The 13,836-nt window shown below is 61.2% G+C and carries 15 protein-coding genes; 8 read left to right on the top strand and 7 right to left on the bottom strand.

What is annotated here, in order from left to right; all coding sequences use genetic code 11:
• The first annotated feature begins 359 nt into the window (after positions 1-359).
• Complete coding sequence (locus AB9K37_RS01890; protein ID WP_369835298.1) at positions 360-848, top strand: DUF6878 family protein; 489 nt, start codon at positions 360-362, stop codon at positions 846-848.
• Positions 849-858: 10 nt separating this feature from the next.
• Positions 859-1,227: a hypothetical protein gene (locus AB9K37_RS01895; RefSeq protein ID WP_076626016.1), complete on the top strand. Its 369-nt coding sequence runs from the start codon at positions 859-861 to the stop codon at positions 1,225-1,227.
• Between the two features lie 57 nt (positions 1,228-1,284).
• On the opposite strand, the gene AB9K37_RS01900 is transcribed toward AB9K37_RS01895, so the two are convergent.
• Both AB9K37_RS01900 and AB9K37_RS01905 read right to left on the bottom strand, forming a co-directional pair.
• Positions 1,285-1,617 (bottom strand): type II toxin-antitoxin system RelE/ParE family toxin, encoded by a 333-nt coding sequence (locus tag AB9K37_RS01900; RefSeq protein WP_076626015.1) that lies wholly within the window; start codon positions 1,615-1,617, stop codon positions 1,285-1,287.
• Entirely contained in the window at positions 1,617-1,892 is a 276-nt protein-coding gene (locus AB9K37_RS01905; RefSeq protein ID WP_076626014.1) for a hypothetical protein, read from the bottom strand. Before AB9K37_RS01905 ends, AB9K37_RS01900 begins: the two co-directional genes overlap by 1 nt.
• A gap of 634 nt (positions 1,893-2,526) precedes the next feature.
• Here AB9K37_RS01905 and AB9K37_RS01910 point away from each other — a divergent pair.
• The 6 genes from AB9K37_RS01910 (at position 2,527) to AB9K37_RS01935 (ending at position 10,731) form a co-directional block, all read left to right on the top strand.
• Positions 2,527-3,453: a DUF2493 domain-containing protein gene (locus AB9K37_RS01910; RefSeq protein ID WP_369835299.1), complete on the top strand. Its 927-nt coding sequence runs from the start codon at positions 2,527-2,529 to the stop codon at positions 3,451-3,453.
• A gap of 102 nt (positions 3,454-3,555) precedes the next feature.
• Positions 3,556-4,605 (top strand): GSU2403 family nucleotidyltransferase fold protein, encoded by a 1,050-nt coding sequence (locus tag AB9K37_RS01915; RefSeq protein WP_229743375.1) that lies wholly within the window; start codon positions 3,556-3,558, stop codon positions 4,603-4,605.
• Between the two features lie 422 nt (positions 4,606-5,027).
• Positions 5,028-5,234: a hypothetical protein gene (locus tag AB9K37_RS01920; protein WP_076626064.1), complete on the top strand. Its 207-nt coding sequence runs from the start codon at positions 5,028-5,030 to the stop codon at positions 5,232-5,234.
• A gap of 565 nt (positions 5,235-5,799) precedes the next feature.
• Complete coding sequence (locus AB9K37_RS01925) at positions 5,800-6,393, top strand: transposase (protein ID WP_369835300.1); 594 nt, start codon at positions 5,800-5,802, stop codon at positions 6,391-6,393.
• Positions 6,380-8,707, top strand: a complete 2,328-nt coding sequence (locus tag AB9K37_RS01930) for a relaxase/mobilization nuclease domain-containing protein (RefSeq protein ID WP_369835301.1) — start codon at positions 6,380-6,382, stop codon at positions 8,705-8,707. The genes AB9K37_RS01925 and AB9K37_RS01930 overlap by 14 nt, the downstream gene beginning before the upstream one ends.
• An 8-nt stretch (positions 8,708-8,715) precedes the next feature.
• Positions 8,716-10,731 (top strand): type IV secretory system conjugative DNA transfer family protein, encoded by a 2,016-nt coding sequence (locus tag AB9K37_RS01935; RefSeq protein WP_369835307.1) that lies wholly within the window; start codon positions 8,716-8,718, stop codon positions 10,729-10,731.
• Between the two features lie 70 nt (positions 10,732-10,801).
• Here the strand turns inward: AB9K37_RS01935 and AB9K37_RS01940 are convergent, their stop codons facing one another.
• From AB9K37_RS01940 to AB9K37_RS01960, 5 genes are all read right to left on the bottom strand, one after another.
• A complete protein-coding gene (locus tag AB9K37_RS01940; RefSeq protein ID WP_369835302.1) occupies positions 10,802-11,365 on the bottom strand; it encodes a hypothetical protein in 564 nt (187 codons plus the stop codon).
• 575 nt (positions 11,366-11,940) lie between these two features.
• Positions 11,941-13,020: a type IV secretion system protein gene (locus AB9K37_RS01945; protein WP_369835303.1), complete on the bottom strand. Its 1,080-nt coding sequence runs from the start codon at positions 13,018-13,020 to the stop codon at positions 11,941-11,943.
• 6 nt (positions 13,021-13,026) lie between these two features.
• On the bottom strand, positions 13,027-13,425 hold the full coding sequence (locus tag AB9K37_RS01950; RefSeq protein WP_369835304.1) for a hypothetical protein: 399 nt from the start codon (positions 13,423-13,425) through the stop codon (positions 13,027-13,029).
• A complete protein-coding gene (locus AB9K37_RS01955; RefSeq protein WP_369835305.1) occupies positions 13,422-13,616 on the bottom strand; it encodes a hypothetical protein in 195 nt (64 codons plus the stop codon). The genes AB9K37_RS01950 and AB9K37_RS01955 overlap by 4 nt, the downstream gene beginning before the upstream one ends.
• Positions 13,603-13,836: hypothetical protein (locus tag AB9K37_RS01960; protein ID WP_369835306.1), on the bottom strand; the 234-nt coding region annotated here is incomplete at its 5' end. The genes AB9K37_RS01960 and AB9K37_RS01955, both read right to left, overlap by 14 nt.

Genomic DNA, 13,836 nt, shown 5'->3' on the forward strand with positions numbered 1-13,836 from the left:
GAACGCCGACCCTGTAGCCGATGTTTGGGATTTGCCTAAGCAGTTATGAGCCCTGCCACGCCCGATGGGCGTGGCACCGCGCCTTAGGCTGCGCCTGCAGCCCGGCCGCTCCGTTCTCCCTAAGGCCAATAGCGCTCTTACATGTCTCTTTCGAGCCAGGTGCGATCGCGGCCAAATGGTCGTTCGGAGCTGCCGCTCTGCGCCCATTCGGGTGACAGTCGCTGGGCTGGGGCCCGCCATAACACGTTAAGTGTCATTTGTCGGGGAAAAGAGTGAAAGCGGGCTTGGGGCAGGGTGAACCTGCTGGGTGAGAGAGCGTCGGTGGGTTCATCCCTTACCTGCTCTCCTGGAGAACTCCCATGACCGATACCAACAACGCCCCGGGTCAGACTTTTGATATGTCCGCCTCGATGCAACGCTATTACGCTGATCGTCAGCGCTTCGAGGCATTGTCCGCGAGTATCCGACCCGCCAACAAGAAGGTGCTCTTCGATGTCCTGGCGGCAGCGGATATCGCGCAGGTTATCGTTGCCTTCGATGGCTATGGTGACAGCGGCCAGATCGAAGACGTCTCAGCCCTATCAGGCGGAAAGAATGTTGACCTGCACAAGGGGCAGATTTCCCTCTCGCGCGCGAGTTGGGGGACAGACGAAGTGACCGAACACAGCATGACCATCGAAGAGGCGGTCGAACAGCTGGCTTATGATTTTCTTGCCGAGACCCATCCCGGCTGGGAGAACAATGACGGTGCATATGGCGAGTTCACCTTCGATGTGAAATCGCGCGTGATCACGCTCGATCACAACGAGCGCTACACCGCCACTGAATCCTACGAACATACATTTTAAGGAGGCGGCAATGGCACATCCCTACCACCATTCCCTGTCCTCGGTGAAGAAATGGGGCGGCGAGGTCGACGATTTCATGGCCCTCCACAGCTGGTTCGATGCGAGCAAGGAGATTACCGCCGACTTCCGCCATCGCGCCCTTCGTCATCATGCCGAAGGCATATTCATGGCTGAGACAATCTTTGGGCCCACGCTCACCCTGTCCACTGGTCGGGTGATCCCGACCCGTTGGGTCGGTGAACAGCATGTGCGTGAGGATCTGGGCTTCATCCCGAGTTTCGCCGATTGGGTCAAAGCCATCCGGCCTGAGCCCTGGATGGGGCGCACGCAAAAGATCGAACCGGAGGTCGACCCCTTCGTCGCTGCCGCCGTGGGCTGACACTTGGGTTTCGTCATCAGGAGGCCGCGTGGTGTTCCGGCGCTTGGTGGCGAAAGCCTATTCGGAGAAGACCTTTCTGACAGATGCCAGCCGCATCCAATCTCGCCCGCCGAAGGCGACCAGGGCAAGGTAGATTACCCCGGCCTCGACATCCGGCCTAAACACGATGGTCAGCCGATACCCGGAGCCGCCGTGCCGCACGAGCCAGCCGTCCAGCTTTCCGCCGAGACGCATGCCCGAGGTCGGATTTTCTTCAATGGCCTGAAGCATGGCATCGATCTCGTCGAGCCGCCGCAGCGCGGCCGCCGTGTCGCCTTGCGTGACCTCGACAATGTGATCGACAATGCCAATGAGATCCCGCTCGAAGAACGGGTGCCGGACGAAGCGCATCAGGTCTTGTGGGATATCGCGGCCAGATGCGCGCGCGCGCCCGCGGTGACTTGTGAAGCCTCACCAACCGGCTCCCATTGATCGAGCGGCAGGGACAGGCGCCGTTCCAATTCTGCCTCGAGAACGGATTGCTCACGTTGACGCTCCGCCTTGGCCTTCGCCAATTCACCCGACACTGCCGCACTCATATTGGGGTATTCCCCTGCCTCGACCAACTCTTTGGCGAAGGCATAGGCGGTATCGGTGAAGCTGACGGTCTGTTTTTGAACACTCATGACGGGCCTCTCGGTGTGCCAACAGACTACCGAATTGGACGTTTCTTGACAAGAGCTGGGGTGCGGTCGACTGGCTGGGAGGTCAATGCCTTGCGGCCACTTCTGCTCGGTACGCCAAGTCGCGGTTGAGCATCGGCCTGTGGCCGATCGCGCATTCGGCCATGCGGCCTCACCGCGGCGTTGCGCCCGGCGTCCCGGTTTGCCCGTCTCGCGAGCACGTCGCTCCCCGGCCGCTCCGCCGGATTGCGCTCCGGTCTGTTTTGCAAAATGCAAAACGATCCCGCCGCTTCATCCGTCTCCCGCGTCCGGTCGCGCCGTTTGCCTGCTCGCGTCGGGCAAACCTACCGTCAACACACACACACATGAGTGCGGAAGCATATCCTCCGGATGGCCCCCAAATCAGCCCGCCTCAAGGATCGCAAAACTTTTCGGTGGGGGCAGCGGCGATGGAGAGGGCGGTTAAGTGTTCGATGACCCGGCTGCGGGAAGCGATGTGCCCTGAAAACTTTTGCGCCCGCCAAGCCGGCGGCTGCGCCGTCCCTGACCCGGACAGATTCGGTGAACCAGAATTTCGGCCATGCCACCACACTCCCGTGGTGAGCCAAGTAATCCCGAACATCTGGAGATATGAACAATGGCTTACGACCAAGCGAACACCTACGAGACCATCGAACTATTCGGCCTGACCGAGAAAGGCGCGGACCTGCCGAACCCCGACGATCACATCCTGAAGGACAGCATCATCCGCGAGACCTTCGAGACCCTGCTCGGCCAGTTGCGGAACACCGGGCTGGAAGCCGAGATCGAACCGCTCGCGCACGGGCTCGCCACGATCCTGCAGCGGCGCAAGGTTGCCCTCGGAAAGGAAATGGACCGCACCGCCGACAAGATCGGGGCCCTGGCGAAATCCCATGACGGATCGGAGATCGCCGAGACCGCTCTGGAAGAGGCGCAAGCTCGCTTTCTGCAACTCCGCGAGATCGTCGGAGCGATTGAGGTCATGAGCGAGGCGGCGGCGGAATGCTACGAGGTCGAGACTGGCCACGCCTTCATCCCCGCATCGGGGTCGCGGGCCAGCGCTCGCGCTCAGGAGACCGGAGCCGTGTTTGAAGCCCGGCAGCTCCTGGAACAGCATGACCGCGAAACCGCAGAAAAGTCGAAGGTCGAGGGGGTTCCCCTGATCGTCTCGGGGGCGACCGACTGGACCGATATCGACGTCATCTTCTCGACACTCGACAAGGTTCGCGAGCGAATCCGGCAGAACCGCAACCAGGAGATCTTCCTCTGCCACAAGGGTGGCAAGCATGGCGCCGAGATGATCGCGGCTCGGTGGGCGCGGGCGCGCGGCGTCGCGCAGGCACGCTTCGATCCGCGATGGTCCGCACATGGGCGGGCGGCACCCTTCAAGTGCAACGACGAGATGCTGGACGACAAGTTCGCCGCAACCGGCGTCGTGCTCTTCGGTGGCAATGGGGTCGCGCTAAACCTCGGGCAGAAGGCGGAGGCGAAGGGGCTGACGGTCATGCGGGTTGCTGATCCGGCGAAGGCAACGAGTGAGTGAGTTTGAGAGGGTCGCCTAAGGGCGGCCCTTTCGTCGTTTCTCAAGGATGCGGTGGTGCTCCCCAGTCCTTTTTGCCTAGCAATTTCATGTTTTGATAGGTATATGCGTACCAAGCAAAATTTCAAATTGATTGGCATGATACCTCTCAGCAGCATAGCCACAAGCGCTTATACCGATCTGGTGCGTCTCCTGAAGGACGACGCCTTGTCCGGTGTCGAAGGCAAGCCCACGCTCAAAACCCGCGGCGACAAGGCCTATTGGTACGCCGCGCGTCGTGTCGGAACAGAGATGCGGTTTGTCTATATCGGAGAAGACAACGACGAGACGCGTTCACGTATCGACCGGATCGAGGAGCTGCGCGCGACTGCCAAGGATCGGCAGGCTGAACGGTCTCGACTGGTTCGGCTCCTGCGCGCCGAAGGCATGACACCGACCGACCGCGCGACGGGCTCCATCCTTTCGGCGATGGCAGCAGCCGGGACTTTCCGTTTGGGTGGCACCATGGTCGGGACAAATGCGTTCCGGCTTTACGAGGGTGAGCTTGGTATTCGTTTGCCCTTGGGGGGCATGGCCAATACCGGGGACATCGACATTGCTCAGTTCGAAAAACTCAGCATCGCGCTAAAGGATCACGTTGACCCCGGGCTGGCCGAGACCTTCTCGACGCTCAAGTTTGATCCCCTGCCGGCTCTTGACCGAGGTCGGACCTGGCGATGGGCGCAGGGTGGCAGTGGCCAGCTCGTTGAGTTTCTCACACCGGCCTTCGGAGACGAGACCATCCGTGATCTGCCCGCCCTGGGCGTGAACGCCCAAGCTTTGAATTATCTCAACTTCCTGATTGCCGAGCCGATCCATGCGGCTGCGATCTATCGGTCCGGCGTTCTGGTCCAGGTCCCGCGCCCGGAACGTTATGCGATCCACAAGCTGATCATTGCCGACCGGCGCCGTGACGGGGCAGGGAGCCTCAAATCGGCGAAGGACCGGGAGCAGGCGGCATTTCTCGTCAAGGTGCTGGCAGAGGATCGTCCTGATGATCTGTCTGAAGCTTACACCACTGCGATGGACGTCGGGCCGCGCTGGCGCGATCACATTGGCGCTTCGCTGGACCGGTTGGAAGAGACGCGTGCCATCTTTGAAGGTATCGGTTCCTGAACGCAAAGCTTTCGTCTCCTTCGCTCAACAACATCCGGTGACCGGTCACACCCTGCTCGCGGGACTGGTCGCGCTCATGGCCGCGGCGCTGCGAAGTCATCGAAGCTGACACCTGCTGTGCCGATTCGCCGGGTGGGTCGATCATCGTGCCAATGGCTCAAACCGGGGTGGTCTATCCTGCTCCGGTCTTGGCAACTGAGCGGGATCGATGGCGTTAAGATCAGGGCCGCTCACCCGGGTCTCTCTTTTTTGCTCACAGATGTGGATCGCACGGGGTCGGGCCGTCCGTGCCCTCCGCTTCGCTCCGGCAAACACAAATACGGTTTCCACGCGCGGGGCGCGCGGACCCTCCGCATTTGCATTTGCGGCCGCCCCTTGTCCCCCGTGCCGGTCGATCCCCATCGCAAAAAGGAGAGACCCAAATGACCAACCACTACGTCGCCACCGTTCCCGTCAAGTTCACCGACAACGACGGCAATGAACGCACCCGGTTCCAGCGCGTCGGCGCGATGTTCCGCAACACCCGCAACGGGGACGGCTCGGAGTTCTTCAGCCTCAAGCTCGACTTCCCGGTCGCAGTCCAGGAGCTGGTGATGTTCCCGCCGAGTGCGAAGGAACCGCAGGAGTAATCCTCTCACAAGGATGGGCCGCCCTCGGGGCGGCCCTTTCCCTGTTACAGGGAAGTCTGCGCCAGACCCCGAAGACCCCTGCCTGCGGCCGGTGTCTCCGGGGGAACAGAAGGACCGCAAGCGGTCCTGCCGGGGGTCAAAACTGGAGGTTGAAACAGGACTGCCGGCCAGCCTCAAGGCGGCCATCCACAAAAACCGGCGGGCTCAAGCCCGCCGGTTTTTCCGGCAGAGATTTGGTGGTCCAAATCTGGCCTCCCTTGACCCTGTCCGTCAGCCCCGTCGGTGAAGAGATGCGCCGCCCCTCGCTTCCGTCCGAACACATGCGTGTTCGGCCAGAACCTCGGGCGCGGGCATTGGGAAGGTCGGACGGAATGTGGGTGGAGAGGGGGCCGATTTTTTGGCCCTGCGGGCGGGGCCTCGCACCTGCGGTGCTCGGCCCGAAGCGGAATACGAGGCCGCGTATAGTTGAAGTCCAAACATATAGCATTGACACATTGGTATAGTTTCGTAATGTGGGAATGCAGCCTCGTATGAAGGTGGCAGGAAATAGGGGGGCTTTCTTCGCATGAGCCGGGCCAAGAGACTGACAGACGCGGAACGGGCGGAGATTGTTCGTGAGGCTGGAGAAGGTGTTGGGACTTCGGAGCTCGCGGAGCGGTTCGGGGTCACGCCGCGGGCCATCCAGTACACGCTGAAAGCCGATGCTGAGCGCCAGAAGGACGCGGCCGTGGCGACGTCTGCGGTGACCGTGAAGCTGACCCCTGAGGAGCTAGCTGCCCTCGATGAGGTACTGGCCGCAGCAGGCATCGATACCCGCACAGAGGGGCTGAGACGGCTCATCCAGGCAGCGGGTGGGACCTTCGTTCCGGATGCCCAATTGGCCGGTGAGATGGCGCGCTACAGGGCCTCTTTGCATGAGGTGGGCAATGGCGTCGTTCAGATCGCCAAGCAGATGACCAAAGCCAACCAAATGGGGCAGGGGGGTGAAGGCGGTGCGAGTGCTGAATTCTCTGAGTTGCGCCTTGCCCAGATGCGCAGTCTGGCGCGGTTCATCCTTGATTCCGCGGACGAGATTGACCTGCTTCTGCGCCGCCGCAGGGATGCGATGCAGCTTACCGCCACTGCTGCTTTGAGGGAGTTTGCCCATGCGGCTGAATGATGCTGTCCATGACGTCACCGGAGAGGTCTTCCGGGATGGCTGGAGCCGCATCCGGGGCTCGATGCAGGGGCTGCAGGCAGCCCGGCAGAAGCAGCTCGTGCGCGCCGCTGCGGGGCATCGTGCGGCCGTCTTCAAGGCGATCCGGGGCGGGGGCACGCATACGAAATCCCAACTCGCAAACCAGCTCGATTACCTGACCACGAAGTCCTCCCATATCGTCGATTCCAGCGGGTTCCTGGACGGAAAGACAAGGCTCGAGGGATCAGAGATCAAGGACCTGACGGAGCGGTTCTCCAAGCGCTGGAGTGCGGAGTTCAAGCCCAAGCTCGGACAGACAACTCATATGCTGATGTCCTATCCGATCGGGACCCGGGGCGAGGATGTGCGCGACATCACCGCCAATGTGGCGGAGCGGTTCTTTCAGTCCGAAGAGGGGCATTTTGACTACATTATTGCCGTGCATGAGGACCGGGATCACCCGCACGCCCATATAGTCTTGAACCGCCGTTCCCAGGAAGGTGAGTTCTTTTATCTGGGTCGGGACCACCGATTCAACTACGACGATTTCCGCCTCGCCATGGTCGAGGAGGCCGAGAAGTTCGGGGTGCGTCTGGAGGCCACACGGCGGCTCGATCGGGGTGTCGTACATTATCCGCCGCGCACCCGGGAGGTCTATGAGGCGAGGGAAGAGGGGCGGGTAGCGGAGCCGCGTCCACGGGTCGGGGCGGATCTCGACAGCGCCCTCGAAGAGATCGCCAACACCCGGATCATCTATCACTCCCTTGCCGCCGAGGCCTCTGCGGACAACCGCGAGGACATCTCCAGTGCTCTCTTCCGCTCTGGAGAGCTTCTGGCCAAGGGCGGCAAGCTTACCTCTGAAGGAGGGGTATATATGGCAGAGGAACAATCATTTGAAGATTTGCGCACCCGCTACGCCGACCAGGTGGCGCGCGTTCAGGGCATGATTGCGGAGAAGCCGGAAGCCGAGCGGCCGAGGCTGGAGCGAAGCCTCAACGAGATCCAATCGCGGCTCGCGCATATGCAGCCCTTGGGGGTCCGCTCCGTGACCCTCACCGAGAAGCCCTCGGATGGCGGGGTCTATTCCGAGGTTAATATCAACCGGGATCAGCTGGAGCGGCTGCAAGACCCGGAGGTGCGGGCGCAGGTCGATACCGCGCTGCGCGGGACCGGGATCAGTTCTTCTGTCGTCGTGGCGCGTATGGAGACTGGCGCGCAGAATGCAGCGCTGGAGCGTCAGTGGATTGCGGACGATCTAGCCCGGGTCGCCGAGAAGGATGGTCTCAATCTCGAGCGACGTTCAGATCTGGAGACTGCGCGCGAGACGCTCAACCGCGCCCATGTTCAGCTCGGTGTCGCGCTGGAGCGATCAGGGGTCTTGCGCGAAGACGGCATCATGGAAGAGCGCGCTGCGAGCGAGCGGTTCCACTATCATTCCGAGGCGGCTGAAACCATGGAACGGGCTGTCCGCCAGGACATGCGCTCGGAAGGCCTGACCGGCCAGCAGATCGAGGATCGGGAGTGGCAGATTGCTGACCGAGCGGAGCGGCGCATCGAAGATGAGCAGCGGCGGTACCTGAATGCGCATTCGGAACTTCTCGCTCGGCCCGGCGACGTGATCGACCGGTCGGAACCCTACAGGGAACACATCACAGACGATGCCCGGGCCCGGGAGATCACCCGAGAGGTCGACCGGATCATGGAGGCGCGTGACTTTCGGACACCTGTTGCGGATGCCGTCTCGGAGGATTTCCGCGCGCGGTATCCCGACATGCCAGCCCATCTCGCCCGAGTACTTGGCGCGACCTATGCGGCTGTTGCAGAGGTGCGCGACACCGAGGCCATCAACCAGGTCCGCCGCGAAAACGAGTTGCGGGAGGCGCCGCTTGACCTGCGTGAAGAACGGTTTGGCGACGCGCGGGAAACTGAAGCCGCTGAACCCGCGCCGATTGCCGATGCCGATCTCCGGCGGGTCATTGATCACGAACGGGCCGGCAATCTGCACTCGCCATTCCAGGATGACGGCCAGCGCCTGGCCTATCGCGACGCCGTCGAGCGGGAGCTTGATGACGCGCAGATCGAGCGGCTGCGAGACGGGGATGCGGACGTGCTGAAGGACCAGATCGAGGACCGTCTCGACCGGCTCTATGCCGCCAAGATCTATCTGCAATCAAATGAAGCCACCGCCAACAGCGAAGCAACCCGCGCCGTGGTCGAGGAGATCGCCGACCGGGAATACGAGCTTCACCGCGCCGATTTGGTTGATGGTGAGAGTGAGCGCGGGGAGACCCATTGATGGGTGGGATGGGAAAGGGCCGTCTCGCTCTCGGCGTGGTGCTGGTGACATTGGTGGCCATCGCCATCGGCTATGTGATCGCTTCTGCAGTGCTGACCTTCCGCGACCTGGGGTTCCAGGCCGAGATCGACTTCTTCTACATCGCGCAGAACTACCGGGCCATCGGAGCTGTCCGCCCCGATGATTTCCGGCTGATCAATCTGATCATGGGTGCGGCTGGGGTGGTGGGCCTCATGATGAGCCTTGCAATGTCAGGCTCGGCCCTAACACGCTTCGGTTACACCCACTGGCAGACCCGCCGGGAGATGAAGAAGAACGGCTTCTTCGGAAAGCCGGGCACGGGCTTTGTGATCGGCAAGCTCGGCAAGCCCAGCTCCCGCGCGCCGTTCCTCTGCTCCAAGACCTTCCCCCATGCGCTGATCGTGGCTCCGACCGGGCGCGGCAAGACCACCGGTTTTGTCATTCCGAACCTTCTTACCTGGCAAGGATCGGCGGTCGTGCTCGATGTGAAGGGTGAGTGTTTCGAGGCGTCGGCAAGGCATCGGGCCGCCCAAGGCGATACGGTCTATCGGTTTGCCCCGACGGACTGGGAAGACAAACGCACGCATCGCTACAACCCGCTCCTTCGGATCTACGAACTCAAAGACCCCGCGCGCCAACAGATGGAGTTGCAGCTCCTGGCCACACTCTTCCTGCAGAACGACAACGACCGGGTGCAGGGGCTCCTCAAAGGCGGGATCGATCTCTTCGTCGCCGCCGGACTACTGGCTTTCCAGCGCCGTCGGCCGACGCTCGGGGAGATCTACCGCATCGCCGCCTCGGGCGGGCAGAAGCAGAAAGAATATCTCGCGCGCGCCCACGAGGTCCAGAACGCCGCGGCGCGGCTGATATTCACGCGTCTTGCCTCGACCAATAACGACACGCTGACCTCCTATGTCTCGCTCCTGATGACCTCGGGTCTTGATCAATGGCAGAACCCGGCGATCGATGATGCGACGGCGACCTCTGATTTTGACTTCCGGACGATCCGCAAGAAGCCCTTCAGCGTCTATCTCGTCGTCCAACCCCTCATGGTGAAACCCCTCGCACCGCTGATCCGGCTCTTCTTCTCGGACCTGCTCTCGGCGCTTCAGGACAAGGAGCCGGGTCCGGACGAGCCCTGGCCGGTCATGATCATGCTCGACGAGTTCAACCGGCTCGGAAAGATGCCGATCGTGGCCGAGAGCATCGAAGTGCTGCGCGCCTATCGCGGGCATCTCGCGGTGGTCACCCAGACCATCCCCGCCATCGACGAGATCTACGGCGAGAACACGCGGCGGGCCTTGCAGGGGAATGCCGGGATCAAGCTCTACCTGACGCCCTCCGATGAGAAGACTGTAGAGGAGCTGAGCAAGGCGGTTGGCAAGACCACGAAAACCGTTGTCACGCGATCCCGTGCGGTTGGGAAAAATCCGTTTGAAGGTCGAAGCCAGTCTGAGCGGACCGAGGAAGTGTCGCTCTTGCCGGAGGACGAAGCACGACGCTTGCCGCTCGACGAGATCGTCGTCGTGGTCGATGCGCAGATGCCGGTCCGGGCGAAGCGGGTGGTGTATTTTGAGGATCCGTTTTTCAAAGGCATTCACGCGGCGCAGGAAGGAGGGTTACCGTTTCCGAAAGGTCCAGTTCCTCCGATGGGTACGCTGCCCCTCAGCGTTCAGGCAATGCCAACAGCGCCGCGCGGGTCAGGTCTGACAGAGCACGATTTTGAGGCAAGGATGGGGATCACGGAGCCTGGCAAGAACGGACCTATCGAATCGCGACCTGCCGCTGAGACTCAGCGGGTTCGTGCCGCGGTCCTCGCGGATGATCAGCGCCAGTTCGAAATGGATTTTGGGCGGCAGACGGATCTGGATGCGGACGCTCCGAGCGAAAACGACGTCGTCCATGTTCAGGTGGCCGTGAGTGACCTTGAACGGTTGGAGGCGGAGATGTCCGGTTCGGAACCACATGTCGGCGAGGTGGGCGAGAAATTCGGGCTCGGCTAAGCCGTCATGCGGGGGATACGAAAGAATATCGCTATGGCGTCTTGTAGCTCCGCCCTTGAGCCGACCGTTGTCACGGGTGAAGAAAACCAGGATCGTCGCGCTCTGGTCGAGGGGCTCGCTCAATCGTCGCAGGGTCGATCTCACGCATCGTCAACTGAGCGTTCACCCTGCGGGCCGCGGGGCCCGCACGAAACCACTTCGCGGCGGAAGCCAAGTTAAAGCGCGGACGACGCTGCCCCTTTGCTGGGTTTGAGGCCTCCATCAGAACCTCGATCATTTCATCGATGCGGTAGAGGCCACCCGCAACGGGGAGGGGCATCTTGCGCTGCTGGAGCGCCTGTCGCTTCACCTCGAGCTTCTCGGCGACATCCGCGAGAGACACCAGGTCGGGACGGACCTCGCGCAGGGCAGTGCCCTGCGGCAGCGCCTTGATCAGCGCCCGCGCCGCTTCAAGGATCGCGCTTTCGGCCTCATCCCCTTCAAGTTCCAGTTCTACACCCAGAAGACCGGCGTGACCGGTACCCACGAGCGCATCTTCAAAACCCGCCTCATAGATGGCGTCGGAGAGCGCAAACGCATCGTGCTCCCCGTCGGGGAGCGCAAAGACCAGTTCGAATTCGAATTCTTCAGCCATCGGCATCACCTTCGTCGTTCCTTTGAAGCTTCACGCAGGCCAGAGCCTTCTGTCGGATCCTTTTCGCGAATTGCTGTGGGTTCTTCGGGGTCGACCAGACAGACATCTGACAAAACTCGCCACAGCGGCAATCCTTATCGTTGGCCGGGCATCGGAGGATCCCCCACGCGTGCCCCTTGCCCTCAATAAGGTCCCATCCCAGCTCTTCGAGCTCCTGGATGACGGCCTCGATTTCCTTTGAGGTGTGCTTCTTCCTTGGCACCTTAGATACTCCACCCTCTTAAATTGTCAAGTGACAAGTTAATGGCTCGGCAAAAACATCGCTGCAATCTGCTGCCCGCTACCTGCTCATTCCCTAAGGAAGTTTGCTGTCATACGCTTTGATCTGAGAACGGGATACAGGACGGACGTCCCAGACAGCAACACCGGCGCTGATGTCGTTCCACTTCACCCGGACATGGCATGATGGTGCCAAGGTAAATCCGTACAGGCAGTTTGCCGCGAGCTCTGCTGAAGGCAAAGGTATGGGCTCGCAGAGAACATGTTCGCGCCGGTGAAGCCTTTGACGGTCAATGCTACCTTCGGCCCAGCCTGCTTAGGCGGGCCAACTGTGCCAGCATTCGCGCGCCTGTGCTGCTCGAGCCAGTGTCAGGGTTCGTCGGAACGGTTTGGCTGACACCCGGCCTCTGCGGCATTGTCTGCACCCCAAAGAACTGACGCGCACGCAGCGCAGCGTATTCAGCACCACTTGCCCCGCCGATCAGATACCGATTGTAGGCTTGCTGACTGCCACCAAGCGCCCGGCCAAACCCGTAGGCACCGCCAAGGCCTGCTGATAGCGCTGGCATCATGATGTTCCCCGAGATGGATCGAACGATGAATGGCGTGGCAATAATGAACCCCTTAGCCATGAGTACCATCATGAAGAAGGGGATGAGCGCCCCGATGTTCGAGGCACCTTCCGGGTCACCAAGCTCTCCGATGAGGGCAGCGCTTACGCCGGTGATCGTTGCAAAGACACCGGCGACGACGATCGGATAAAGCGCGAAGGAAACCAGTGCCGAGAGCCAGCGTGCAAAATAGTCCTTGGTCACTTCAAAAAGCGTGAGGAAGATCATCACCGGAGCAATCCCGATCAGGAGTGCAATCATTAGCCGGGATGCCACGAGGATGAACGCCGCGAGTCCGCCCAGGATCGAAAGCAGGAGCACGCCAAGAACGTCAAGCAATGCGCCGGCCATCCAGTTCAATTCGGACCCGGCGGCATTCAGGTAATCTCCCAGTTCGGCAATGAGCCGGTCGAACTCTTCGGCGAAGGTGCCGCTAGGTCCCGGTGTTCCACCGCCGACCGAAGCGACCAGCGAACCGGCGATGCTGTCGATGCCACTCAGTACGGCGGACGAGAAGGCGTTGAACTGCACCCAATTCGTCGCGAACACCCCTATGAGGCCGACCTTCACCGCGAGCCAGAAGGCCGTTCGACCATCCATGGCGCGATACTGGTAGATCATGTTCACGCAGACGAGGATGACGATGAGCGTAGTCCCGAGCACCAGCATCGTTCCAACTGTCGCCGCCACGGCACCGAATTGCGTCTCGGCCGCGGTATCCAGGTAGCCCTGGGAGGTTTCGACAAAGTAGGTGACGACGCTCATGATCCGCTACCAGTTGCCCTCGGCTTCGCAAATCGCCATCGCTTCAGGTCTCAACGCATTGGCGCGCCGGTTGTAGGTGTCCGAGGCTTCCAGCATCTCCCAGCGTTCGGCGGCGGCGAAGCGCTCGAGAAACACGGTTTCCGCGGCATCCCAGCTTGGAAAGCGAATGTCGCAGGCGCAGGAGCCGGTTTCGACGATCCGTTCCAGGTTCTGAGCCCGGTAGATGTCCTGGGCCAACACGCGTTTGTAGGCCTCTCGTACGCCGATGTTTTTCATCCAGTCCGGCTCTGCGGGCCGTTCAATGCAGACATCCGGTTCGCTTTCGATGGACGGGACGAAGTTGCTCTCAGCGGTTGCTGGCAGTCCTGGAACTGCAATCAAAAGAGCAATTAGGGCGGCCCTCATGATGTGCCGCCTTCGTAGGAAATGGCGCGCTTCAGAAACGCCGTATGCCCGATATTCGCGAACTCCGACGAACTGACCGAGAAAACTTCCCAACCGTCTTTCCCGCGTGCGTTCAGGTCGTCCTGCATCGCGATCAGGCTGGTTTTCTTGTCCATCGGATAGGAGATGATCTGGTACTCAAACTGCTTCATGTCTCATGCCTCCGCTGAGATCGGTTCCGGGGAGATAGAATTCTGTGATGCCGCGTTGGCCGTCTTCGCGGCCCGCCTGAATGATTGTGAACGGCGGAGCAATACTCGGCCACGGTAGCGACGGCATAGTGTTGTCGCGGGCGGCGTAAAAGTCGTCCACTTTTGCCCTTTCGGATTTCGGGAGGGCTTGGGGATATACACCGTGGACTTGTATTTGAAG

Origin of the sequence: Donghicola sp. XS_ASV15 (assembly GCF_041224595.1) — a bacterium.
Taxonomy (GTDB): domain Bacteria; phylum Pseudomonadota; class Alphaproteobacteria; order Rhodobacterales; family Rhodobacteraceae; genus Donghicola.

What these genes read in the sequence shown, in the direction of transcription:
- AB9K37_RS01935 (WP_369835307.1), top strand. Translation starts at nt 8,716, where the DNA reads ATGGGAAAGGGCCGTCTCGCTCTCGGCGTGGTGCTGGTGACATTGGTG.
- AB9K37_RS01930 (WP_369835301.1), top strand. Translation starts at nt 6,380, where the DNA reads ATGCGGCTGAATGATGCTGTCCATGACGTCACCGGAGAGGTCTTCCGG.
- AB9K37_RS01955 (WP_369835305.1), bottom strand. Translation starts at nt 13,616, where the DNA reads ATGAAGCAGTTTGAGTACCAGATCATCTCCTATCCGATGGACAAGAAA.
- AB9K37_RS01950 (WP_369835304.1), bottom strand. Translation starts at nt 13,425, where the DNA reads ATGAGGGCCGCCCTAATTGCTCTTTTGATTGCAGTTCCAGGACTGCCA.
- AB9K37_RS01940 (WP_369835302.1), bottom strand. Translation starts at nt 11,365, where the DNA reads ATGGCTGAAGAATTCGAATTCGAACTGGTCTTTGCGCTCCCCGACGGG.
- AB9K37_RS01925 (WP_369835300.1), top strand. Translation starts at nt 5,800, where the DNA reads ATGAGCCGGGCCAAGAGACTGACAGACGCGGAACGGGCGGAGATTGTT.
- AB9K37_RS01895 (WP_076626016.1), top strand. Translation starts at nt 859, where the DNA reads ATGGCACATCCCTACCACCATTCCCTGTCCTCGGTGAAGAAATGGGGC.
- AB9K37_RS01920 (WP_076626064.1), top strand. Translation starts at nt 5,028, where the DNA reads ATGACCAACCACTACGTCGCCACCGTTCCCGTCAAGTTCACCGACAAC.
- AB9K37_RS01910 (WP_369835299.1), top strand. Translation starts at nt 2,527, where the DNA reads ATGGCTTACGACCAAGCGAACACCTACGAGACCATCGAACTATTCGGC.
- AB9K37_RS01900 (WP_076626015.1), bottom strand. Translation starts at nt 1,617, where the DNA reads ATGCGCTTCGTCCGGCACCCGTTCTTCGAGCGGGATCTCATTGGCATT.
- AB9K37_RS01945 (WP_369835303.1), bottom strand. Translation starts at nt 13,020, where the DNA reads ATGAGCGTCGTCACCTACTTTGTCGAAACCTCCCAGGGCTACCTGGAT.
- AB9K37_RS01905 (WP_076626014.1), bottom strand. Translation starts at nt 1,892, where the DNA reads ATGAGTGTTCAAAAACAGACCGTCAGCTTCACCGATACCGCCTATGCC.
- AB9K37_RS01890 (WP_369835298.1), top strand. Translation starts at nt 360, where the DNA reads ATGACCGATACCAACAACGCCCCGGGTCAGACTTTTGATATGTCCGCC.
- AB9K37_RS01915 (WP_229743375.1), top strand. Translation starts at nt 3,556, where the DNA reads ATGCGTACCAAGCAAAATTTCAAATTGATTGGCATGATACCTCTCAGC.